We start from the raw sequence: 23215 nt of genomic DNA, 5'->3' as shown, positions 1-23215 counted from the left end.
ATGTATGATGTGATGGGAGTGACACGTGGGGGCGCCCAGATATGAACGAACCTTATCGCCAAACACCTGTGGGCAAGGTGAACACCCGTTCGAACGTCATGGTGTTTGGAGGATCCGGAATCATCGGTGGAGCCATTGCGACGGTGTTCGGACGCCAGGGTTGGAGAGTAGGTCTTCATTACCATCAACATCAAACTGTCGCAAAAGAAACCGCCGCCGTGATCACGAAGGCCGGAGGGGAAAGTTATCTGTATCAAGCCGACGTCACCAACAGCTCACAAATTCAGGCTATTCTGCAGGAGTTCATACAGTCCCATCATTCTCTGAATGTCATGGTGTGGGCCGTGGGGATGGGCCTTTCGAAGCTCCTAGTCAAAACCTCCCCTGAGGACTGGGACCGGATTCTTCATACCAACCTGACCGGTGCCTATACCGTACTTAAAGCCATGGCCCCCCTCTTTGAACAACAAAATAACGGGTCCGTCATTTTGGTAGGCTCTCTTTCCGGTGAACACGGAGTAGCAGGACAAGCCGCCTACGCGGCGTCTAAGGCAGGACTGGTTGGATTGATGCACACAGCGGCAAAGGAGTGGGGGCCCTTCAATATTCGAGTGAATATGGTCTTCCCGGGCTGGCACCTCTCACCCGTATCAAAACCGGGATGGCATGCGGGCATGGAACTCCACAACCACACGCTCCACAGAACTCCTTCTCTACAATATGTGGCCACGTCTATCTATCACATGGCCCTATCGCCTGATACGTCTGGACAAATATGGAATCTGGACAGCCGGACTTGGTGATCCTTTCCATTCGTCAACCTCTCCCTAACCATGAGCACTCACCCTGACCATCTCGCCATATTCATAACCGCGACCGACACCGGGGTCGGCAAAACAACGATCACCGCGGCTCTGGTTCTGGGGTTGAATAAACAAGGGTATCAAGTGGGTGTCATGAAGCCTGTCGAGACCGGTATCGATCCCCAACAGGCAGAAACTTCCGACACAGTCCGGCTTCAAAGTCTACTCTCCCCTCCTCCTCCCTTCGCGTCAATCTGTCTCTATGCCTTTCCTCAACCCATTGCACCGTTAGCTTGCGCACGCGAGACTGGAACAACTATTGATCTCGCGCGAATTGCCACCGCCTTTCATCTCCTCAGGCAACAACACCCCGTGTGTCTCGTGGAAGGGGCTGGAGGATTACTTACTCCACTCTCACCAACACACACCATACGAGACCTGATCGCGACCCTGAATCTTCCCGCTCTCGTAGTTGGCCGGACAAGCCTGGGCAGCGTGAACCATATGCTCCTGACTTTGGAAGCATTGAAGGGTGCCGGGATTAAGCCGTGTGGAATCGTCCTGAATGATCCCCTGTCTACAACTCAAACCGAAAATTTTGCTCAGCAGCGAACCTCCACGATTCGCCTGATTCAAGAATGGTCGGAAGTGCCTGTATTTGGCCCCTTGGAATTTCAAAAAACCATGCAGAGGGATTGGCGAACGGGAGTGGAAAACTTAGCCGGACATCCTGAAATTCAACGGTTGGCCAGGCATATTATTGAAACGTAGCCATAAACTGGGCCAGCACCCTTGGCCGATCAGCCGCATCGAGGATGGCCGAAGCCACCGCCACGCCATTGGCCCCCGCGCCTTGGAGTGCCGGAACGGAACCGGGAACAATCCCACCAATGGCAATGATGGGAAGAGCGGTCAGGCTTCGAACACCAGCCAGCCCTTGAATACCAACGACCGCCTCATGATTCGCTTTGGTTCTCGTGGGAAAAATAGGGCCAAACCCTAAATAATCGGCACCTTCCGCCGTGGCCAATCGCACCTGTTCAGGAGTGTGTGTCGAAACCCCAATCAACATTTTCGGTCCGACGACTTTCCGCGCAAGATGCAGGGGAAGGTCGCCCTGACCGAGATGTACACCATCGGCCTCGAGAGCTAACGCCAAATCACATCGATCATTCACAATAAACGTCATGCCCCTTTCTGCCGCCATCCCTCGAAGGGCAAGGGCCGCTTCATAGGCCTGTTTCATCGATCCGCTTTTATTGCGATATTGCACCAGCTTAACTCCAGCTTCGCCAGCCTGTTGAAGGACCTCCAGCAATGAACATCGCGAGGACCAGTGGTCATCCACAATGAGATAGAATCGTGAAAAAATATCAGGAGGAAAAATGCGCGGAGTATGGACTGGAGTCATCGGGACTGTAAAGCAACAAGCCGGTCCAAAAATCGAGTCGACACTGGACCCTTCTGGAAATCAGGGTGATCAAGAATCCGTCGATGGAGAGGAATGCTGGTTTTAATTCCGTCAATTACAAATTCATCCAACGCGCGTCTGGTCCGAGCTATGGCTTCATTTCGATCTCGCCCAAAAGCAATAAGCTTCGCAATCATTGAGTCATAATAGGGATGGACAATACCGGTTGTATCCATGGCCGTATCGACGCGTATTCCTGGTCCACCTGGGGGACAAAATTTTGTGATGGGTCCGGGGCTAGGGGTAAATCGGTCCGGACATTCGGCATTGATTCGGCATTCGATGGCATGTCCGGTCAATTGAATATCTTTTTGTCGGTAGGACAGTTCCTCCCCAGCGGCAATGCGAATTTGCTCCTTAATCAGGTCAACTCCCGTCACCATTTCGGTGACCGGATGCTCAACTTGAATCCGCGTATTGACTTCCATGAAATAAAACTTTCCACTTTGATCCATGAGAAACTCAACAGTTCCGGCGTTTCGATATTTCACGGATTTGATGGCTTCGACAGCAACCTGTCCCATTTTTCGTCGTAACGTGTCGTCCAACGCTGGAGAGGGGGATTCCTCCAACACCTTTTGATAGCGCCGCTGTATGGAACAATCTCGTTCATGAAAATGCACAACATGCCCATGGTTATCCGCCATAATCTGGAATTCGATGTGTCGGGGATCTTCAAAAAAACGCTCGAGATACACGCCCCCGTGACCAAATGCTGTTTGCGCTTCTAATTGAGCGGATTCGATCGCCTGGGTCAACTCTTCTTCATGCCAGACGACCCGCATGCCACGCCCTCCGCCACCGGCTGAGGCTTTCACAATGACCGGAAACCCAAGCTTTTTGGCAATAGCGACGCAGGTTTTGGAATCGTCAATTTCACCATCGCTCCCGGGCAATACAGGGATCCCCCGCTTCTTCATGTGGGCCCGGGCTTTTGATTTATCGCTAAGTAAGGCAATATGCTCAGAGGTGGGCCCAATAAATGTAATCCCAATCGATTCGCAAACTTCTGCAAAATGCGCATTTTCAGCTAAAAATCCGTACCCTGGGTGAATCGCATCTACTCCCGTAATTTCGGCGGCACTTAACACATTCGGGATATTCCGATAGCTCAGTCCGCCTTCGGCAGGTCCAACGCACACATGCTCGTCTGCATAACGGACATGGAGTGATTGAGCATCGACGTCGGAATGAATCGCAACGGTGCGAATGCCCAACTCCCGGCACGCTCGATTCACCCGCAGGGCAATTTCTCCACGATTGGCAATCAATATTTTTTTAAACACGTCGTATCCTTAAATAAAAAGACCCGAGGGAAACATCTTATTCCTCAGGAGCAACCGACTTTTCGCATTTCCCTTCCGAAAGAACCAGAGATCAAGACCCGGACAATGGATCAATTAAATAAAGTGGTTGGCCGAACTCAACGGGAGTCGTACTTTCCACGAGAATTTTTACCACTTTCCCATCGGTTTCTGCCTCAATTTCATTCATCAGTTTCATGGCTTCGACAATGCAGAGCACCTGCCCTTTTTTGACGATATCACCTTCTTCGACATAGGGATCCGTATCAGGAGAGGGGGAACGATAAAAGGTTCCCACAATGGGCGAGGTCACAGTCAAGAAATGTGCGGTTTCGGAGGAGAGGAGAGGAACCGGCTGGTCCTGGGAAGAACCAGCCTCTACGGTCCTTGATACGTCTACCGGTTGGGAAGCAGCCGGCACATGATCCCGCCTAATGCGTATTCGCACACCTTTTTTTTCGAATTCCAACTCGGTCAGGTGGTACCGGTTTAACACTTCGACAAGGTCTTCGATTTCTCTTCTGGATGAATCAGCCATAATCTCCTATTTTGTGTATATCTGCAGGACAGGATTCCCGGATTACCGAGCCCGTTCTACATAGGTGCGCGTCCTCGTATCAATTTTTATCACTTCTCCGGATTCCAGATAGAGAGGAACTTTTACCGAGGCCCCGGTCTCGACAGTCGCCAACTTAGTCCCGCCGGATGCCGTATCTCCTCGTATACCGGGATCGGTTTCCACCACTTTTAACTCCATAAACACGGGCAACTCTACCGCGATCGGCTCATCATGATACAATAAAATTTTGACGACGGTATTTTCTTTGAGCAAATCGACGTTTTCGCCCAATTGGTTTTTATGATAGGTAAACTGCTCAAAACTACTAATGTCCATAAACGCATATTCTTCCCCGGCGTTATAGAGAAATTGCATGTCGCATTCCTCAAGATTGGGTTCGTCGAATTTTTCTCCGGAACGAAATGTACGATCAATAACATTCCCAGTTTTATAGCCTTTCAATTTTGTTCGAACAAAGGCTCCGCCTTTACCGGGTTTTACATGTTGAAATTCCACAATATAATAGGGTTGCCCATCAAGCTCCAAGCGAGCCCCATTTCGAAAATCTGCAGTCGTAATCACGGCATCAAACTCCTCATACAAGAAACGTGAACAGAAATGTTAACGGTGTGCTGGGATAGTCCGCTGAAGCGCATCAACCAACGCCCTCAGTCCAAGCAGATAACTTTGTGGTCCAAATCCCGAGATTTGCCCAAGCGAAACCGGGGCAAGGTAGGACCGCCGACGAAAACTTTCCCGGCGATGGATATTCGATAGATGCACTTCGACCATAGGAATTCCCACGCCCACAACAGCATCTCGCAGGGCAATACTGGTATGGGTATAGGCAGCAGGATTAAACACCAACCCCTCAAATTGTGCGTTGGCCTCCTGGATCCAGGTGACCAATTCCCCTTCCAGATTGGACTGACGGCTCTCGACCGAGACACCTAGGTCCCTTCCCAATTTTTCCAGTGACGCATTCACCTCATCCAAGGTGATGGTTCCATAGAGGGTCGGCTCGCGAGTTCCAAGTAAATTCAGATTAGGCCCATGTAATACCAAAATTTTCATTAGGTATTTTCCATAAATAAATGGCGTTGGCGAGGATTCAGAATATCCAGGACACAGACATCGTTGGACTGGTGGAGTCTGGGAAAGACGGAATGCGTGAAATTCTAGCAGCGACGGACGAATGGGTCAACGAAATTTGAGGCACTTTCTTAGGTTAACCGACCTCCTGCACGATCGAGAAGGACCCGTCTCAGCTCAACCATTGCCCATGTGTCCCGGCCACAATATTCATGTAAGGCTTGGGCAATATGAGCACGCTCCATTAAATCCGTTTCATGAAAGACCATTTTCTGGTACATGACCGCAGCCACCGCCCCATTTTGAATAGTTAAATCATTGTAAGCCAAGGCAGGGACCAAAGCTGGCAGGACGGTTTTAATGGAGTAGGATCCGTGAAAGTCAGGATGATAATAATGTTCCTGGATGACCGAAAGAAGATCCCACAACCGGCGAACCACCTTGGAAAGGACGGGCTTCAGCTGAGGCAGCACATCACCCAGTGCAAAAAGCAGAAATCGTTCATACTCCGAATAGACACAAATGGTCCCGGCATCTCCTACACTTTCCAACAGACTCAGGGCCACTTCTTCGCGAGGGTCCCGGCCATCTGTGCAGAGGTAATGATGATGGACAATTGTGCCATCAGGATATTCAATATGGTTAGACCATTGAAAGGGAATCGGACGATACGGACGAGTATGGGGAAAGGCCGGGATGGCCGGCATAAACGTCTCAAAATCCAAATGATGAACCGGAAACCTGACCGATTGCAGCCGAGGCCGAAGCAGAGGTGAGATCCATTCCACATTATCCTTCACTCGTTGCTGCGTTGCAGACAACTGAATATGGTCGGGAATCTCATCAATGGTTTCAATCCCCTCCTCCAGCAGGAGGGTTTGCAATTTCGAGCTGCCAGGGAGATGAAACACCCAACGCTGAGACTTCTCTTTCGTACAATGGTTCCAAAAGGGGCATTCATAGGGCTGATGGCAATGGCTATCAGGGACAACGGGGGGTGGCGTCGGCTGTTCCAATGTCATCCACATATCTTCAAGCTGTGCCTGAATCAATGGCCGACGTGCTTCCACTTCCTCGGTCTTATTTTCCAAAACAAACATTTCTTCTAAATTCAGGTCTCCGCCAAGAAATGAATACTGAGTATTCAGATGCATCAAAAAACACCCGCTGACTTCAATGCCCGCGCCTTCCAGCACTGCAGCTTGAATGGCCAGATCGTCTAGATGCGTGGCTTTTACCTTCGATGTCGCCTTCACTTCAATCAAGCGCCAGCGCGTGGCATCGATTCGTTCTAAAATGTCAACCCGAACCAAAATTCCTTGCCAGACAAACGCTCCTTCAAAGAGGGACGGGATGCCTACATCCTTCACGAGCTCACTGGTGCGAAGGAGCGCTGCAGGAATTTGACGGTGTGTGTGTTCAACCAGAACACCATGAGGAAAACATTGACGGGCCACGACCCCAACATCGGTGCCCATATCCATGATGGCCCGGCGATCCGGTGTAGGCGGTGTGGCTAATTCTGGCGAATGGATTTCCAAATACAACCGCTTGGCACATTGCAAGCCCGCCAAAAAGCGACTTTTGGATAAACGATGTGTTGAAACAGATCGGTTCAAATTCTCTGGTCCGGACATGAGGGGGATAGGAGGAATTGGGTTCATGGGATTAATGACGGCTCACCAGAATAATGCCGCATATTCTATTCTAAAACGTCATTTTTAAGCATTTTTTGCTCCCATCCAGGATTCGTTATCATTGGTGAGATCATACTGCTCAATTTTTTCATCCCATGCAACATGCCTTATTTTCTATTCTTTCAGGGACATTTCACAGATGGAATCCGACCAGATTATCTTTATCCCCATATCCTGTGGAAAAACATCATGTAATGAACCCCAATATACAATACTTCTAAAGTGATCTATGGTATTTCATTTCACTATGCAATCGCATAACTGCTTATTTTTCATCATCTTTATATTATTCTCGCCACAAATTGCAAATGACTTTACATACAAAAAAACGTTCAATTCATTGCAATTTACTAAATTCAAGAAGATATTTTATCCACAAAAGCTGTGGAAGATCTCTGCATAAAGCTGTTTATAACCCGGCCAAATCCGCCATCTACGCCCCTCTCAGCAAAACGCCTTAATAGCAGGCACTTTTGCTCAAGAACCTCGAGTGCTCAGTTCAAGTTTTCGATTCAACTTCCACTACGTTTTACATTAGCCGCATGCCAACCGTATCAGCGAATCGCCGTCCCTTTTGCGTTAATTGCACACCTGTGTCCGTCTGAAAAAGATAATCCTCTTTCACCAATGCTTCAAAAGATGTTGCCCATATTTCGTCTTGAGATGCCTGTTGAATCCAATCAATTGGCACACCCTCAAGCAGACGCAATCCGAACACAATACGTTCTTTGTCTTGTTGAGCCCGTGACAACCGTTCTCTTTTGGAAATGGGCAATTGCCCGACCCTTAGGCGCTTCGAATACTGTTCGATACTGGGCACATTGCCATAGCGGCTTTCTGAAACATACGATTGGGCACTTGGGCCTAATCCCAAATATTCCAATCCCCTCCAATACCGAAGATTATGTTGACAGGCACTCCCTGGCTTCGCCCAATTTGAAAGTTCATATTGAGACAACTGCAGCGGCTCCAATTGGATTTCAGCCTGCTGCAGAAAACACGTCTCATGATCCGGGTCCATCACTTCAAATAGCCCGCGCCGGAATTCCGTGTAAAATCGAGTCCCTTTTTCAAGTGAAAGCGCATACAAGGACAAATGAGAAGGATCCAGCTCCAGAGCCTTGTTCAGGGTCATTTCCCATGACAGCACTGTTTGGCCCGGGATCCCGTAGATGAGGTCAAGGTTAATATTGGCGAATCCGGCCTGTTTTGCTATCTGTACGCCGGATATGGCTTCCTCCATGGTTCCTGAAAGTCCCAACATCGTCCGTTCCTGTTGATCAAAGGATTGGACTCCTATACTCACACGGGTCACGCCTGCCTGCTGAAGAAAATCGGCATACTGATCCGTGAGAGATTCCGGTGTCGCTTCGACGGTAATTTCACACTGTTCCGAGAGTGAAAACCAGGATTTGATGCTGGAAAAAATTGTTCCCAACTGTCCAGCACGTAAGACTGTGGGAGTCCCCCCCCCGATATACATTGTAGACACGGTTCGCTCACGCATTCCGGGTTGGCTCGCATACAGCGCGATTTCTCGTTCAATGGCCTGTAGAAATTGTTCCACCCGTTGCTGGTCATGGAGGACAAGATAAAAGGCACAAAAATGACATCGTTTCTTACAAAAAGGAACGTGCAGATAAATACCAAGATCGTCCGCAAGCCCATCGGGTTTCCCTAAGCGCTCACTTTTCTGTTCCATAACACTCATCTCATCTTGGACCCCATCTATCGTTCAACCAATTCCACCCGAAAACCATCGCCTAAAATATGAAGGACGGGCATCAAGAAGAATCGCAAGCACCAACCCGGAAAGGTGAAGGAACAAATATGGCAATTGGCAACCAACACCTATTTTCCGTCATGATGGCGTTCTCGATAGACAGGACACATCCCCTTGCACTGAAGAAGGCTGGTGACCTCCGCAACCATTTTTCGATTGCCACAGACATACGCCGCCAGATGATCCACATTCGGAAACTCCTGGAGCAGGTGCGTTACGCGTCCCTTTTTTCCCCTCCAATGATGACCAGGCTGAGACAGAGTCAGAATAAAGGAAAAATTTTTATAGCAATCGGCCCACTTTTGCAACTCGTCCAAATAGTAGATATCCGACTCACTCCGAAGTCCCCATAGTAAGGTCATGGACTGAGGACAAGATTGCTCAAAAAGACTGGACAGCATAGACCATAACGGCGCAATGCCGGTTCCCGTCCCAATAAATAACAGATCTCGTTCAGGATCCTCATGAAGGTGAAATGAACCAAAAGGACCGGAACAGTCAAGTTCTTCGCCAACCGAGTGCTCCAACGCAAACGTCGCGCCCTTTCCTTTTTCTCCGGCATTAAAGAGTAGTACGAGCTGGTGAGAGGAACTGGGAAGTGAAGCCAGCGAATAGTATCTCAGGTATGAGAGGCCCGACGCTCCAGTAGGGATGGTCACAGCAATTGATTGGCCCGGGAGAAATTCCAAGGTCGGGCTATCCACTAACTCCAAGATCAATTCTCGAACATCCTGAGTCAAATGCCGAACGCGAAGAACCTTGGCCCGGAATCGTCTGGGGGTCATGCCTAGGAATGTAGAGAATCTTGCGTGATCTGGCAAGAGCCTAGCATCGAGGGTTTCTCCATCAGGGCAGAGAAATCAACACGGGGATGCTCCTGACGGTCGTTTTGTCTCACTTGGGAAAATGCTGTCTGGGGCTTCAGGAGAATGTGCTGGTTAATGAGATTCCTGAAAAGCGGTGGAGACCTCACAGATCAACGGCACCGGCGAGATCCAATAAAAATGCATAGATCATCGCGGTTTCCTCATAACGTTTAAACCGGCCTGAGACTCCGCTATGACCTGCATCCATATTAGTTCTGAGCAAAAGGCGTTGTTGATCGGTCTTCAAAGCACGCAGTTTCGCAACCCATTTTGTCGGCTCCCAAAATTGTACTTGTGAGTCGTGCAAACCTGAAGTCACCAACAGGTGAGGGTACGACCGGGGTTGAAGATTATCGTAAGGCGAATAGGAAAGCATGTAATCATAAAACTGTTGCTGGTTGGGATCCCCCCATTCATCATATTCTCCGGTCGTCAGTGGGATATTGGGATCTAACATCGTGGTCACTACATCTACAAAAGGAACCTGGGCCACCACACCATGAAACAATTCAGGCCGCATATTTATAATCGCCCCCATCAACAAACCACCAGCGCTTCCACCTAGAGCGAATAATTTCTGAGGTGCGGCGTACTCTTGCTGAATAAGATATTCGGCACAGGCGATAAAATCCGTGAAAGTATTTTTCTTGTATAAGAGCTTACCGTTTTCATACCATTGTCGGCCTAGCTCCTCCCCACCTCGAATGTGGGCTAGCGCATAGACAAAGCCACGATCCAGCAAACTGAGGCGGGGGGAGCTAAAGCTTGCATCCATGCTCGCACCATAAGAACCATAGCCATACAATAACAGGGGATGCGTGCCATTCGGGGCAAAACCTTTTCGATAGACCAGGGATATAGGAATGGAGATACCATCTGACGCTGAAGCAAAAAGACGTTCGGTCTGGTAGTGGCTGATGTGAAAATTCCCGAGGACCGGCTCTTGTTTGAGAAGAATTTTTTCCCGGGTTTCCATGTGATAATCATAGATGGTCATGGGGGTGGTCATCGAGGTATATCCATACCGTAGATAGGAAGTACCGGCTTCTAAATTATCTCCCAAGGTTGCCAGGTAAGCAGGCTCTCCAAAATCCAGTTCATGCTCAGAGCCATCCGTGGTCCGAATCATTCGAAGGTGGATGAGGCCCTGTCTTCGTTCTTCTAGCACCAGGAAATTTTCAAACAGCTCGAATCCTTCCAAAAATACGTCCGGGCGGTGAGGAATAACTTCTTGCCACTGCGTGAGGTTCGTCTCATTAGTTTCAGTCCGCATCAAACGAAAATTTTGGGCCTCATCATTGGTTCGAATAAAAAAATGATCGCCAAGATGATCCACATCGTATTCATGTCCGCGTTTCCGTGCCTGGAATATGTGAAAATCGCTTTCCGGATGATCCGCATTCACATACCGGTACTCATTCGTGATGGACTGATGCGATCCGATCATCAGATACCGTTTGGATTTTGTTTTTTCGATAGAAACCGAAAAGGTCTCATCTGTTTCTTCATAGACCAACGTATCCAGCGCCGGATTCGTCCCCAAACGATGACGAAGGATCTGGTTTGATCGCAACGTTTCAGGATCCTGCCTGGAATAAAGAAGTGTACAATTGTCATTTCCCCACTCCATATTCCCAGTCACCGAAGAAATGCATTCATCAATTGTCTCGCCCGTTGTCAGATTTTTAAATCCGATAGTAAATATACGCCGCCCTTGAGTATCAATGGCATAGGCCAGAATATCTTGGCCAGGACTTACCGCCCAATTCCCCAAAGAAAAATAATCATGCCCCCGAGCCAATTCGTTGCCATCGACCATGATGGATTCGGGATTCGTTAAGGATTTCTCTTTCCGGCAGTAGAGGGCATATTCCTTTCCCTCTTCATATCGAATGTAATACCAAAAATCTCCAAGCCGAAACGGAACAGATAAATCCGTTGGTTGAATGCGGTCACAAATTTCTTCAAATAGGGTCTGCTCTAAATCTCGGATATGGCTCCTCAAGGTGGCGGCATACTCATTTTCAGCCTGTAAATAGGCCAAAACTTCAGGGTTCTCACGATCTCTCAGCCAATAATACTCGTCGGTTCGGACGTGACCGTGATGTTCTAGCCGGTGTGGGACCCGTTTAGCACAGGGTGGAGTGGGCATCAAGGGCCTGGACTGGGAGGGACGCATCGCCATGAATTTCCCCGATCGTCATAATTTTCAAATTGTTACGTTTCGTCATAATTTTTGGGGTTTTGTCGTACCCGCTTCACGCGAGTACGATTTTTTTTCTCTTCCAAACGCTTCTCACGCACTCGGTGCGGCACTCGGGTTGCTACCCGGGGTTTTTCAGGACGCAAGGCGTCTTGCAGAATTTTCACAAACTTTTCCAATAAATCAGCCCGATTGGCCGACTGGGTGCGATGCCGTTGAGCCTGCAGCCTCAGAACCCCTTCTTGATTCATTCGTTGTCCAACCATTTCGGCAATTCTTCGTTTTTGATAGGAACTCAGAACGGTAGTATGCTTGACATCAAACTCTAAAATGACCCGACTATTCACCTTATTGACATGTTGACCACCAGGACCTGTACTTCGGGCAGCCGAAAATCGCACATCAGAATCAGGAATGCAAAGATGGGAATTGATCACAATTGGCATACTGGTTCCGGTCAACAACGAATCTGTTTTTCTGCCCTTGTGTCTCGGTCAGGGAATATTCCCACACCACCAAGGCTCCCTGCCGATACCGCTCGATAAGCCCAACGCTCTCAATCTTCCCTGCCTTGAATATTTTCCCGCGAAATGATGGCATACCTTAGTACTCCCGAGAACCCATAAAGAGAAAGCCTCATTCGCAAAAAGAAAAGCAGGAACCTTAGGATTCCTGCCTTTCAAAATCTTCCACTTTTTGAACCTCTACGTCAATCTGTTACCATGCTACTTTATCCTGTACAATTTGAATTTCGCAACCAAACACACTCACTGAATTTCAGCCAACATGGCCTTGACATGGGACTCTTTAAGCTTTTTTAATGCCACAACCTCGATTTGACGAATCCGTTCACGAGTCACGGACATGGACCGCCCTACCTGTTCTAAAGTCCAAGCTTCATCTACTCCAATACCAAAGCGCAACCGAATGACTTGTTGCTCGCGAGCAGTCAAAACCTGAAAAATCTGATTCAACCATTGGGCATTTGATTTACGGGACACTTCTTCGTCCGGAGATTGGCACGCCAGATCAGGAATTAATTCTCCTAATTCAGTCTCTCCATCAACGGAAGGAGCATCTAGAGATATCGGCTCCTGAAACGCTTCAATCGTTTCTTTCACCCTATCGCCGGTCATCTCTAGATGTTGTCCAATTTCTTCAAAGGTAGGTTCTCGATTAAGTTGCTGCGCGAGACGTTGCGCAGTTTTGGCGATTTTGGTGGATGCCTCATTCGTATGAACCGGCACACGAATGGTCCGGCTTTGATCGGCAACCGCTCGCGAAATACCCTGGCGAATCCACCAGGTGGCGTACGTACTGAATTTAAACCCACGGGTGTAATCAAAGCGTTCTGCCGCTTTCATCAGTCCAATATTCCCTTCTTGCACAAGGTCTAGAAAATTCATCCCTCGCCCTAAGTATCGTTTCGCGACATCTACGACCAGACGAAGATTCCGTTGCACTAAGGCATCTTTAGGTTCTTCGATATCTCCCCGGACTTCATCAATCGAACGACGAATTTCACCAAACTGCCGACTAAGCTTTTGGCCTGCCTTGCCATTCAGCGCTGAGAGAGACTCGAGGTTAGACAAACACTCCAGGATGTTTTCCACCACAGGAGCTGAATACCCATTGAGCTCATTAAATTTCATCAATTCCTCTTGAAGCGACTTAACCTCAGGCTGTGGACTCAGCCCTTCGGAAAGCTCTAGAGCCTGCTGTAACAATGAGCGAAGATCGGCCGTTCCCTGATACAGTTGAGTGGCGAGCGCTAATTCCTCCTGAGCCTTCAGAAGTGGGCGCGAACGAAACCCCCGAAAATACATGGATTCTAAATTTACCGATCCCGGTTCAGCAATGGATTTAGAGCTCTGCTCCTGATCTTGATCCATATCCATCTGTTTTATGGAATTTCGATACCTTACTGGAGTCCGTTTTTTAGATCGGCCCTTATGCAAAGACGAGGTCTGATTTTTCTGTGTTTTCGTGAATTGTGAAGCCGTTTGAAGTGTGATCATGAATTCCCCCCTCCGAACATTACAGGGTTAGAGCCAACAAGACTTGGCCGGTACATGAATTTGTCTGGACAGATCAACCAGAATGCGAAAGAATCCAGACTTTGCCATTTAACGCAATCAAGAACTCAATCTTTGGCAACAGAAATTTCACTTTCCGTCATGCCTGGTCAAGGGTCAGTCGCCTTCCTTAAGATTGCTCATTACAGGGGAAATGTACCACCCAGAGATGAAAGAGAAATTAGGGGAAAATTAAAAAGTTTTAATAGAGCGAGAAGTGTTTGTGTCTTTCACTTTCGCCGGGGAGGGAGCCAAAGGCAGGAAAACCGTAAAACAGGAACCACCATGAACGACACTTTGTACCTCAATGGTTCCATGATGAACTTCCACAATCCACTTACAAATCGCCAAACCCAGACCTGTCCCTTTTGCCGCATGAGCACGCGCTTCATCCGTCCGGTAGAACCGATCAAAAATTCTGCCATGATCCTCAGGGGCAAGACCAATACCGTGGTCTCGAACAACGAGCTTTCCCTGGTTTCCGGCAACAAGCAAAGAGAGCTCCACCGTTTGTCCTTCTTGAGAATATTTCACGGCGTTGTCAACCAGATTTAAAAGTAATTCCCGCAAACGCAGATCGTCTCCCTGGACAACGACGGGCTCAATGGCTTCGAGCACCGTGTGAATATTCCGTTCCTGGCCCAATACCAAGGCCTGCTGCTGGATTTCTCGCACTAAATCGTCCAACTGAACTGGAAACATCTTGAGCTTAATTTCTCCAAGATCGGCTCGTGATAGAAATAAGAGCTCATCCACAATACGGCTCATGCGGTCAATCTCCTCCAAATTACTCTCCAACACCGCCCGATAATCTTCTGCTTGCCGCGGTCGCCGCAACGCCAGCTCAGTCTCTCCTTTTGTAATGGTTAAGGGTGTTCGAAGTTCATGTGATGCATCCGCGCTGAACTGCCGGATTTGGCGGAACGACACTTCCAAACGTCCAATCATGTCATTAAAGGTCGAGGCTAATTGTCCGATTTCATCGTTGGAATGGGGAGTTTGAATTCGTTGGGTCCAATCCCCGGCCGCGATCCGTTGGGCCGCTTGCGTAATAGCATGAACCGGACGCAACGCCCGTCCTGCCAAAAACCACCCTCCGACCAAAGACACAAGTAAGGCCAAAGGAGAGGCGATATAGAGACCGGCTAAGAGCCGATGCAACATTCGTTCTGTAGGATAAAGAGATGTCCCCACACGTAAAATATTCACCAATTGATCATCTTGACGAATAGGAACCGACAGCAATCGCAGTGGGACCCCTTTTTCAAATTGGACGGATTCAAACGTTGATTTTCCATCGAGAGAGGCACGGAACGATGTCTGACTCAATGGAATCTCTCGGCTTTGAATATTAGCCGACTGAATCGTCACTTGCCCCGCCGGCCCAAAAATTTGAAAAAATTTATCCAAAAGCGCAATTTCGGGAAAGTCCTGAGATAAATCTTCAAAAATCAAGAACGGGCCAAACCGATGTTCTCCCAGCGTTCGAATCGCTACAGCGGCAGCCTCATCCAACGAGGCATCCACCTGTTCCCGAAGTGCGCGGGACATCACCAAATATAAAGCCACGGCAAAAAGAACCAGAATTAGAGCTAATGCAGATCCATACCATAAAGTTAATCGAACTCGAATCGAGGTCGTTTTCACCCGTCCGACCTCATCATATATCCGCTCCCCCTAACCGTTTGAATTAAACTTCGTTCTCGTCCTTTATCGATTTTGTTTCGCAAGTAGCTAATATACACATCAATCACATTAGTAAACGTATCAAAATCCAAGTCCCACACATGTTCCGTAATCATGGACCGCGTTAACACCCGCCCCGCATTTCGCATTAAATACTCTAAGAGCGCATATTCTTTCGTTGTGAACTCAAGTCGCTGGCCGGCACGAGTCACCTCTCGAGTAACAGGATTTAATATCACATCATCCACCTGAAGAATTCCGGTTGGTGCCCCTCCAGCTCGACGAAGAAGCGCCCGAGCTCTGGCGAGCAATTCTTCGATTGCAAAGGGTTTCGTTAAATAATCGTCAGCCCCCGCATCCAGCCCCTTAACCCGTTGGTCCACTTCTGAACGAGCCGTTAAAATAAGTACCGGAGCTTTGACACCTGCAGCCCGCGCACGTTTAAGCACTTCTAATCCAGGCAATCCCGGCAACATTAAATCCAAAACAATCAAGTCATAATTGACGGCCTGAGCCCAATCCAACCCTCCTGGTCCATCTGCGCATACATCGACCGCATAACTTTCTTCCTCCAGCGCACGCCGGATAAAGGAAGCCACCTTTGGTTCATCTTCCACGACTAAAATTCGCATCTTAGAAAAAGCATACCATCTACATACCCGGACCGAGAAGGGGAACACATAATGAGTGAAGAGAGAATAAAGAATATCGCAAAAAAAAAGGCCCCGTCATATCCATGACGGGGCCTTATCCATTTAAAATATACTCAAATTAGAGATGATCCACCAAACTCCGAAGTTTGTGACTGCAACTCGGGTGACGAAGCTTCTTTAGAGCTTTGGCCTCAATCTGGCGAATCCGCTCACGAGTCACGTCAAAATCCTGGCCAATTTCTTCCAACGTATGGTCCGTACTATCACCAATCCCAAACCGCTTTCGGATCACAGTCTCTTCACGAGGGGTCAGCACGCCCAAGGCATTCGCAATCTGACGTTGCAGATCATACCGGTTTGCCGCATCCATGGGAGAGACTGCATTTTTATCTTCAATCAAATCCCCTAATTGGCTATCCTCTTTTTCCCCGATCGGCGTTTCAAGAGAAATGGTTCCCTTGGAAATATCCAACATCATGCGGACCTTTTCAGGAGTTAAGCCCATCCGTTCGGCAATTTCCTCTGGGGTAGGTTCACGTCCTAATTGTTGCACCAACTGCCTTGCCGTCCGTGCTAATTTAGTATTGGCCTCAATCATATGTACCGGAATACGGATGGTACGGGCCTGATCAGCAATGGCACGTGTTACACCCTGTCGGATCCACCACGTCGCGTAGGTGCTAAATTTATATCCACGCTGATACTCAAACTTATCGACAGCCCGCATTAATCCAATATTGCCTTCTTGGATCAAATCGATAAACTGCAATCCTCGATTCGTATATTTTCGGGCAATACTGACGACCAATCGCAAATTGGCCTCAATCAATTGGGCCTTCCCTCGCTTCACCTTTTCTTCAGCGGTCTCCAGAATAGTCAGAGCAGCCGTAAATTCTTCCATCGGCATACCCAGCACCTCATTCTGAAGGCGCAAAAGGGTGGCTTTTCCCGCTTCAACTTCTTGTTTTAATTTTTCAATTTCTTCCGGCGTTAATTGTTGTTTGCGCCTCAGGGAACTTCCCTTGGTGGTAGCACGCGTTTTTTTCCCAATCACCTGAATACCGTCCTGCCCAGCAAGCCCGAGCCTTTTCGTATGACGGGCAGTCATCATTTCAACTGATCGAATTTCCTGACCAATGTCTTTAACACGTCTCAACATTTGATCTTTAACCCGCTGATGCAGATTAAGGGCTTCGATTTGATCCACAAATTGATCGGCCAAACCAATCCGGCGCTTCTCAAGTTGAGCCTTTGTATTTTTCGTTGTTTGCCCGTCCCGATTTTGGGTGTAAAGGGAAAGCAACCCACGCCCAAGCTTTCGAACCGTTGCCAGACTCTCTAGCGTTCGGAATCGGAGCTCCTCATCCTCCTGTTCGCTGGCGATGGCCTCTTCTTCAACTTCCTCATCCTCCAGGGTCTCCTGTAGAAGCACAATATCTCGAACACGGATCTCCTCAAGTTTTAATTGGTCATGAAGTGATTCCAGGTAATGGATATTTAGCGGCATACCATAGACGGCACATGCCAACTCACGCTTGCCTTCTTCAATGTGCTTCGCAAGTTCAATTTCGCCTTCACGGGTGAGCAATGGCACCCGTCCCATTTCCTTCAAATATAATCTGACCGGATCATCGATACGGGTAGGTTCACCTGGGGTCAAATCAATATCCAGGGAAGAATCGGTTTCCTCATCGGAATCATCTGAATCCTCTTGCCCCGCGTTCTTTTTTAAAGCTGCTAACTGTGAGGCTGTCCGCTTTGAAGGATCAATCACTTGAAGATTGACTTCGTGCAACTCACTTAAAATCGTATGTAATTGATCAGAAGTAATCTGATCGGCAGGGAGAATGTGCGTTAGGTCTTTTATGGTGACATGCCCTTTTGGCTTGCCAATCTCAATTAATCGCTGAATCACCTCCGGCAATGACGCTGTCTTCCCCATTAACATAGCTCCTTCAAAATTAATAGCTTAACCCAATCATATCACTTTTAGTACCGAACCAATGGATATTCCTCTCAATAGGATGAACCTATCGCTCCTCTCGTATTTCTTCTCAATGGACCACATAAGAATGCAGAATGGCGAGCTATCTTTTTATAAGTATTTAGAGAGAAATCGCACCTCTAGTCTATAGACTAAGTACGTCATATCCTCTTTGAGGCGAAACCAGGAAAAAGACCTATTGTTACACAAAATCGAAGGTAAAAATACAAGGCGCAATTTGAGGACACTATATAAAAATTTTGACTATAAAGTAAAGTTAAATTTTCTAAGTGAACAATACAATAACCTAGTATATGTTACTTATTGTCTTATCCGAAAAATTCATCGAAATATGTACCCTACAATCATGACTAAGCGTTTGTTTTTATGAGTTTATTTTAACATTTCGATCAGGCAATCGAATGATGGTACTAGCTCACTAAAAAGGACAAAATTCACAGAAACTATCAAGAAAATACTGCTATGTCCGACAAGATAACTTAGGACCCTCTTCTCGAATCTAAAAAGTCTCTAAACACAGGAACGAGCTTAAATGGGGAGAACGCCGCAATCATGATTTCACTTTTGTTGGTTGAAGATAACCCAAAAGAAGCGTTGGTTATCAAAAATATGCTGAAAGAAGGACTCCAAAACCAATTTACCTTGAAGCATAGCCGTTCTCTCAATGACGCTCTCGACCTCATTCAACAACATCAGTTTCAAGCCATTATTCTGGACTCGCATCTTCCGGACGGCAAATCATTTGAATCCATTCCTCAATTCCTGCAGTTTTGCCCGGATGCCCCGATTCTGATTTTAAGCGGCGTGGAGGAAGAAGACCTGGCGATTCAAGCCGTGAAAAGTGGAGTCCAGGACTATTTAATCAAAGGCCAGACCAGCAGCTCGACTCTCTGCCGGGCCGTTCGCTATGCCATGGAACGCCAGAGAGCCACCCAACGCATTACCCAGTTGGCTCATTACGACCATCTGACAGGACTCGCAAATCGAGGTCTTTTTTATGAACGATTAAATTGTGCGGTGGCTCGCTGTCATCGGAACGACACGGCAATCGCTCTGATGTTTTTGGATCTGGACCATTTTAAAGACATCAATGACACGCTCGGCCATGACTGTGGGGATTCCTTACTCAAAACCGTGGCCGCACGCATCAAAAAATGTATCAGGGAAATTGACACAGGTGTCCGATTAGGAGGAGATGAATTTGCCGTCCTTCTGGAACAAATTGTGTCGATCGAGGACGTGGCCTCTGTTGCACAACGTATTCTTCACCTCCTGGCTCAACCCGTCATCATCAAGCAGCACCAACTGCATGTGACCGGAAGCCTCGGGATCACCATCTACCCTTGGGATAGCGCCAATCCCCAGGAACTTTTATCTCATGCCGATGCCGCAATGTATCGAGCCAAAGCCCAGGGAGGAAATACCCACCAATTTTACACCGCCGGCATGAAAACAGCTGGCCTCGATGGCTCCACACTTGAGATGGAACTCAGTCGAGCTTTGGCCAAAGAAGAATTTCTCCTCCACTATCAACCACAAATGAATCTTTGCACCAAGCAAGTCATTGGCATGGAAGCTTTATTGCGCTGGCATCACCCCTACCAAGGCCTCATTAGACCGAATCAGTTCATTCCTCAAGCCGAGGAAAATGGCATGATCATTCCCATAGGTGAGTGGGTTTTACGTACAGCCAGCAAGCAAGCCAAATACTGGGAAAAGCAGGGATTTCCGGCTCCTCATGTCGCCGTAAACCTCTCAGCCAGACAAATTCATCAGGGAAATCTCCCTGCACTCATGCAAGATATCCTCAAACATTCACATCTAGATCCGGAAAATCTCAAACTGGAACTGACGGAGACGTTTCTGATTCATGAAACAGAAGAAACAATCCAGACGCTCCGTGAACTCAAGGCGATGGGCATCCACCTGTACATTGATGATTTTGGAGCAGGGTATGCTTCGCTTCGATACCTGAAGTCATTTCCCATAGACGGCATCAAACTTGACCAAAGCCTCATTCAAAATCTCCCACATAGTACTAACGATGCCGCCATCGTCATTGCCGTCATTTCTTTAGCCAAAGCCCTGGGGCTACAAGTCATTGCCGAAGGAGTGGAATCACAAGAACAAGTCGATTTCCTGGAAGAATTTGGATGCGATGCGATGCAAGGGTATTGGATTGCGCCGCCACTCCCCGCCAATGAAAGTACCCAGCACATGGTGCACATGTCATAAAAACAGTTGGCTCACATCTTCTCTCTCTATCCTTAAAACCTCGGTCATCCTTTCTCTGATTTTCCGTTGTTGTCTATCAATTTGGTTCTGAATACTATTGTTTCTTGCAGATTTTCCTATCGGTCCTAATTGAGTGCCAACGGGAAGAGTGGTCTAGGCCCTCTCATACTCATGGTACCGTTCGGCGTCGGTACGGTGCATTCAATTCTTTTCGTGACCGGGGCAATCCTTATTGGGATCATTACATCAGTATTACTCAGACCCATCAGCAAACTTATTGCGAATATTTGAGTGATTGCACGGCCATAATACATTCGGATCCGGGGATGGTCCCGGACTCACCATTGTGATAAAAATCGTCAAACACCCTGTCGGAATGGCTCCGCTGCGGATGATTTTCGTCCCCATGCTGCCCATCTCACCGGACGAATGCGTTTTTGAAGCCTAGAATTAGGAAGTGGCCAACGGTTATATTGTGAAACCTTTTGAAAACGATTACCCAATTAGTGCCATGGTAACGTTAAAAAAATACCGGTTACATTAGGCGTCCACTCAAAACCGGGCAAAGAATACCAACTGAATAATCCTGCGGTGATGGAGAGCCGTGCTAATGATTGACGAATGCATCTTTGCATTCCCTCTCAATCTCAATTGCTTCGTTTTCATTCATGGGATCGCCGTCAACCATGCCAAGTCGTGTTGAAAAACCTCAACTCACCACTCTCCGAATTTTTATCGTCGATGATAGCCCAAGTGACCGATCCACCTATACTCGATGGATCCGGCGCACAGCCTCCTTTCGCCTCGACATTCAAGAAATGGAAACAGGAACCCAGGCATGGGAAGCCTGCAGGATTTCCCCGCCTCACTGTCTGCTTTTGGATGACCAATTGCCGGATATGACCGGATTAGAATTCCTGGAGAAAGTACGGGGACCGCACCCACAGTCGAAAACTCCCATCATTTTTCTCACCGGATACGGAAACGACGAAATTGCAGCTCAGGCTATTCGACTGGGCGCACAAGAGTATTTCAACAAAAACACCTTAACGGAAAGATTCCTCTGGCATCATATAGCGCAAGCGATCGAGCAGGTCATCACCATACCTCGCATACGCTCTCTTGAACGTCAAGCCAGCATCATATTGCAATCATCCAGCGATGGAATCCTTGTTGTGGGACATGACGGACTGATCCGTTCTTCCAATCCTGCAGCAGAGCAGCTCTTCCAACGAACATCCGAACAACTCACCGGATCCCCCTTTGGTTTCCCGATCTCCGCAAACCAGACGACGGAAATAGGCATCATGGGCGAATCCGGACAACCGACTCCGGTAGAAATGCGAGTTGTTCCTATTGAGTGGGACGAAGAACCCGCCTATTTGGCCTCACTCAGGGATGTGACCGAACAGCGAAGGGCCGAAGACGAACGACGCCGTCATGAAATTGAACGCCAATATTCACAAAAACTGGAAAGTCTGGGAGTGCTTGCGGGAGGAATCGCTCATGATTTCAACAATCTCCTGATGACTATTGTAGCCCGCTCCGGTCTCGCTCTTCGGGCTCTTCCTCCTGACGCTCCAGCTCGGGAACACTTGGACTTCATTGAAAAAGCCGGTCTTCGGGGTGGGGAATTGGCCAATCAAATGTTGGCCTTTGCCGGACAGACCCGCCTAAACTTTCAAGTCATCAATCTTCCAAAACTCCTTGAGGACATGACCCCTTTCCTCCGGGCAACCCTTTCAAAACGACTAACGTTCGAATACGATCTTGCCCCCTCCCTTCCTCCCATTCGAGCCGATCAAGCTCAATTGCGCCAAATCATCATGAATATAGTGATAAACGCATCAGAAGCCTATGGAGAAGGAGATGGAGTCATCACCATCCGTACATTCGAATGGGAGCCTACGATTGAGAATTTTCAGAGTTGGTATGTGATCGGAGAGCTCCCGGATAACCGAAGTGTTGCCCTGACCATTCAGGACACTGGGTGCGGAATGGCCTCGGAGACAATCCCAAAAATCTTTGACCCGTTTTTTTCGACCAAACTTCCTGGACGAGGGCTTGGACTCGCAGCCCTTCTTGGACTCGCTCAAGCCCATGCCGCCACCATTGCCGTCCGAAGTCAACCAGATGTCGGTACAGAATTTACCTTACTGTTTCCCGCCACCACGCCAAATCCTTCAACAAAAAAAGGACCGGTCTTCTCAATTCCCACTCAGGAAGCCTCACTGCCAAGAAAACCTATGGTGTTGGTGGTTGATGACGAAGAAGACGTTCGGGTGGCCTGTTCGATGATCTTTGAAGAAATGGGATTGCAAACATTAGTCGCCTCTGATGGACAAATCGGCATTCAGGTCTTCGAGCAACACCAACACGAAATTATGGTCGTGCTCTTAGATCTCACTATGCCCAATATGGACGGTCAACAATTCCTCGAACACATTCAAGGGCTGAATGCAACCATTCCGGTTATCTTGTCCAGTGGATATTCCGAGGAAGAAGCGATGAAAAGATTTCTCAACCCGGACATGGCAGCGTTCATTCAAAAACCCTATCAAGTGGAAACACTCATTGCCAAAGTCGAAGAGATCAGGCAGAAACAAATGACGTCCTCCAATAAACCTGGTCTGTAGGAAGGCCTACCTCCATGCTCCACCATCTTCCAGCTCGCATGACTGCTGAAAACGACAGCCTCCGCTTAGGTGGCGTCCAAGCGGCGAGGACAATTCCAGATGTTTCCAATATAAGATAGAATTGACCATTGTCGTAATCTGAGAATC

19 protein-coding genes are annotated in these 23215 nt (G+C 48.1%); 4 read left to right on the top strand and 15 right to left on the bottom strand.

Annotated features, from left to right (window positions below):
- Positions 1-41 precede the first annotated feature (41 nt).
- Positions 42-803: an SDR family NAD(P)-dependent oxidoreductase gene (locus LX98_RS06110; RefSeq protein WP_496428055.1), complete on the top strand. Its 762-nt coding sequence runs from the start codon at positions 42-44 to the stop codon at positions 801-803.
- Between the two features lie 30 nt (positions 804-833).
- Complete coding sequence (gene bioD / locus LX98_RS06105) at positions 834-1574, top strand: dethiobiotin synthase (protein ID WP_496428054.1); 741 nt, start codon at positions 834-836, stop codon at positions 1572-1574.
- On the opposite strand, the gene thiE is transcribed toward bioD, so the two are convergent.
- The 15 genes from thiE to rpoD form a co-directional block, all read right to left on the bottom strand.
- Entirely contained in the window at positions 1561-2214 is a 654-nt protein-coding gene (gene thiE / locus LX98_RS06100) for a thiamine phosphate synthase (protein ID WP_496428053.1), read from the bottom strand. The two genes, bioD and thiE, sit on opposite strands and share 14 nt — an antisense overlap.
- Positions 2211-3560: an acetyl-CoA carboxylase biotin carboxylase subunit gene (accC, locus tag LX98_RS06095; RefSeq protein WP_496428052.1), complete on the bottom strand. Its 1350-nt coding sequence runs from the start codon at positions 3558-3560 to the stop codon at positions 2211-2213. The genes thiE and accC overlap by 4 nt, the downstream gene beginning before the upstream one ends.
- A gap of 91 nt (positions 3561-3651) precedes the next feature.
- Positions 3652-4116: an acetyl-CoA carboxylase biotin carboxyl carrier protein gene (gene accB, locus LX98_RS06090; protein WP_496428051.1), complete on the bottom strand. Its 465-nt coding sequence runs from the start codon at positions 4114-4116 to the stop codon at positions 3652-3654.
- A 42-nt stretch (positions 4117-4158) separates the two neighbouring features.
- Positions 4159-4719, bottom strand: a complete 561-nt coding sequence (gene efp / locus LX98_RS06085; RefSeq protein WP_496428050.1) for an elongation factor P — start codon at positions 4717-4719, stop codon at positions 4159-4161.
- A gap of 39 nt (positions 4720-4758) precedes the next feature.
- Entirely contained in the window at positions 4759-5211 is a 453-nt protein-coding gene (gene aroQ, locus LX98_RS06080) for a type II 3-dehydroquinate dehydratase (protein ID WP_496428049.1), read from the bottom strand.
- A gap of 149 nt (positions 5212-5360) precedes the next feature.
- Positions 5361-6848, bottom strand: coding sequence for a DUF2779 domain-containing protein (locus LX98_RS06075; RefSeq protein WP_496428048.1), 1488 nt, complete (start codon positions 6846-6848; stop codon positions 5361-5363).
- Positions 6849-7455: 607 nt separating this feature from the next.
- Positions 7456-8628, bottom strand: a complete 1173-nt coding sequence (gene hemW / locus LX98_RS06070; RefSeq protein ID WP_496428047.1) for a radical SAM family heme chaperone HemW — start codon at positions 8626-8628, stop codon at positions 7456-7458.
- Positions 8629-8777: 149 nt separating this feature from the next.
- The gene (locus LX98_RS06065; protein WP_496428046.1) at positions 8778-9494 is read right to left on the bottom strand and encodes an FAD-binding oxidoreductase; all 717 of its coding nucleotides are present in this window, start codon (positions 9492-9494) and stop codon (positions 8778-8780) included.
- A 184-nt stretch (positions 9495-9678) separates the two neighbouring features.
- A complete protein-coding gene (locus LX98_RS06060; protein ID WP_496428045.1) occupies positions 9679-11760 on the bottom strand; it encodes a prolyl oligopeptidase family serine peptidase in 2082 nt (693 codons plus the stop codon).
- A 32-nt stretch (positions 11761-11792) separates the two neighbouring features.
- Positions 11793-12224, bottom strand: a complete 432-nt coding sequence (gene arfB, locus LX98_RS06055) for an alternative ribosome rescue aminoacyl-tRNA hydrolase ArfB (RefSeq protein WP_496428044.1) — start codon at positions 12222-12224, stop codon at positions 11793-11795.
- The gene (locus LX98_RS06050) at positions 12187-12378 is read right to left on the bottom strand and encodes a hypothetical protein (protein WP_496428043.1); all 192 of its coding nucleotides are present in this window, start codon (positions 12376-12378) and stop codon (positions 12187-12189) included. The genes arfB and LX98_RS06050 overlap by 38 nt, the downstream gene beginning before the upstream one ends.
- 167 nt (positions 12379-12545) lie before the next feature.
- Positions 12546-13796, bottom strand: coding sequence for a sigma-70 family RNA polymerase sigma factor (locus LX98_RS06045; protein WP_496428042.1), 1251 nt, complete (start codon positions 13794-13796; stop codon positions 12546-12548).
- 249 nt (positions 13797-14045) lie between these two features.
- Positions 14046-15500: a heavy metal sensor histidine kinase gene (locus LX98_RS06040; protein ID WP_496428041.1), complete on the bottom strand. Its 1455-nt coding sequence runs from the start codon at positions 15498-15500 to the stop codon at positions 14046-14048.
- Positions 15497-16171 (bottom strand): response regulator transcription factor, encoded by a 675-nt coding sequence (locus LX98_RS06035; protein WP_312642465.1) that lies wholly within the window; start codon positions 16169-16171, stop codon positions 15497-15499. The genes LX98_RS06040 and LX98_RS06035 overlap by 4 nt, the downstream gene beginning before the upstream one ends.
- Before the next feature lie 139 nt (positions 16172-16310).
- On the bottom strand, positions 16311-18134 hold the full coding sequence (gene rpoD / locus LX98_RS06030) for an RNA polymerase sigma factor RpoD (protein WP_496428040.1): 1824 nt from the start codon (positions 18132-18134) through the stop codon (positions 16311-16313).
- 615 nt (positions 18135-18749) lie between these two features.
- Between rpoD and LX98_RS06025 the strand changes: the two genes are divergently transcribed.
- Together LX98_RS06025 and LX98_RS06020 are read left to right on the top strand one after the other, a co-directional pair.
- Positions 18750-20432, top strand: a complete 1683-nt coding sequence (locus tag LX98_RS06025) for an EAL domain-containing protein (RefSeq protein ID WP_496428039.1) — start codon at positions 18750-18752, stop codon at positions 20430-20432.
- Positions 20433-21118: 686 nt separating this feature from the next.
- Positions 21119-23068, top strand: coding sequence for a response regulator (locus tag LX98_RS06020; protein WP_496428038.1), 1950 nt, complete (start codon positions 21119-21121; stop codon positions 23066-23068).
- Positions 23069-23215 lie beyond the last annotated feature (147 nt).

The sequence above is a fragment of the Nitrospira marina genome (assembly GCF_059568365.1).
This window is presented reverse-complemented; position numbering and strand designations above follow the sequence as displayed.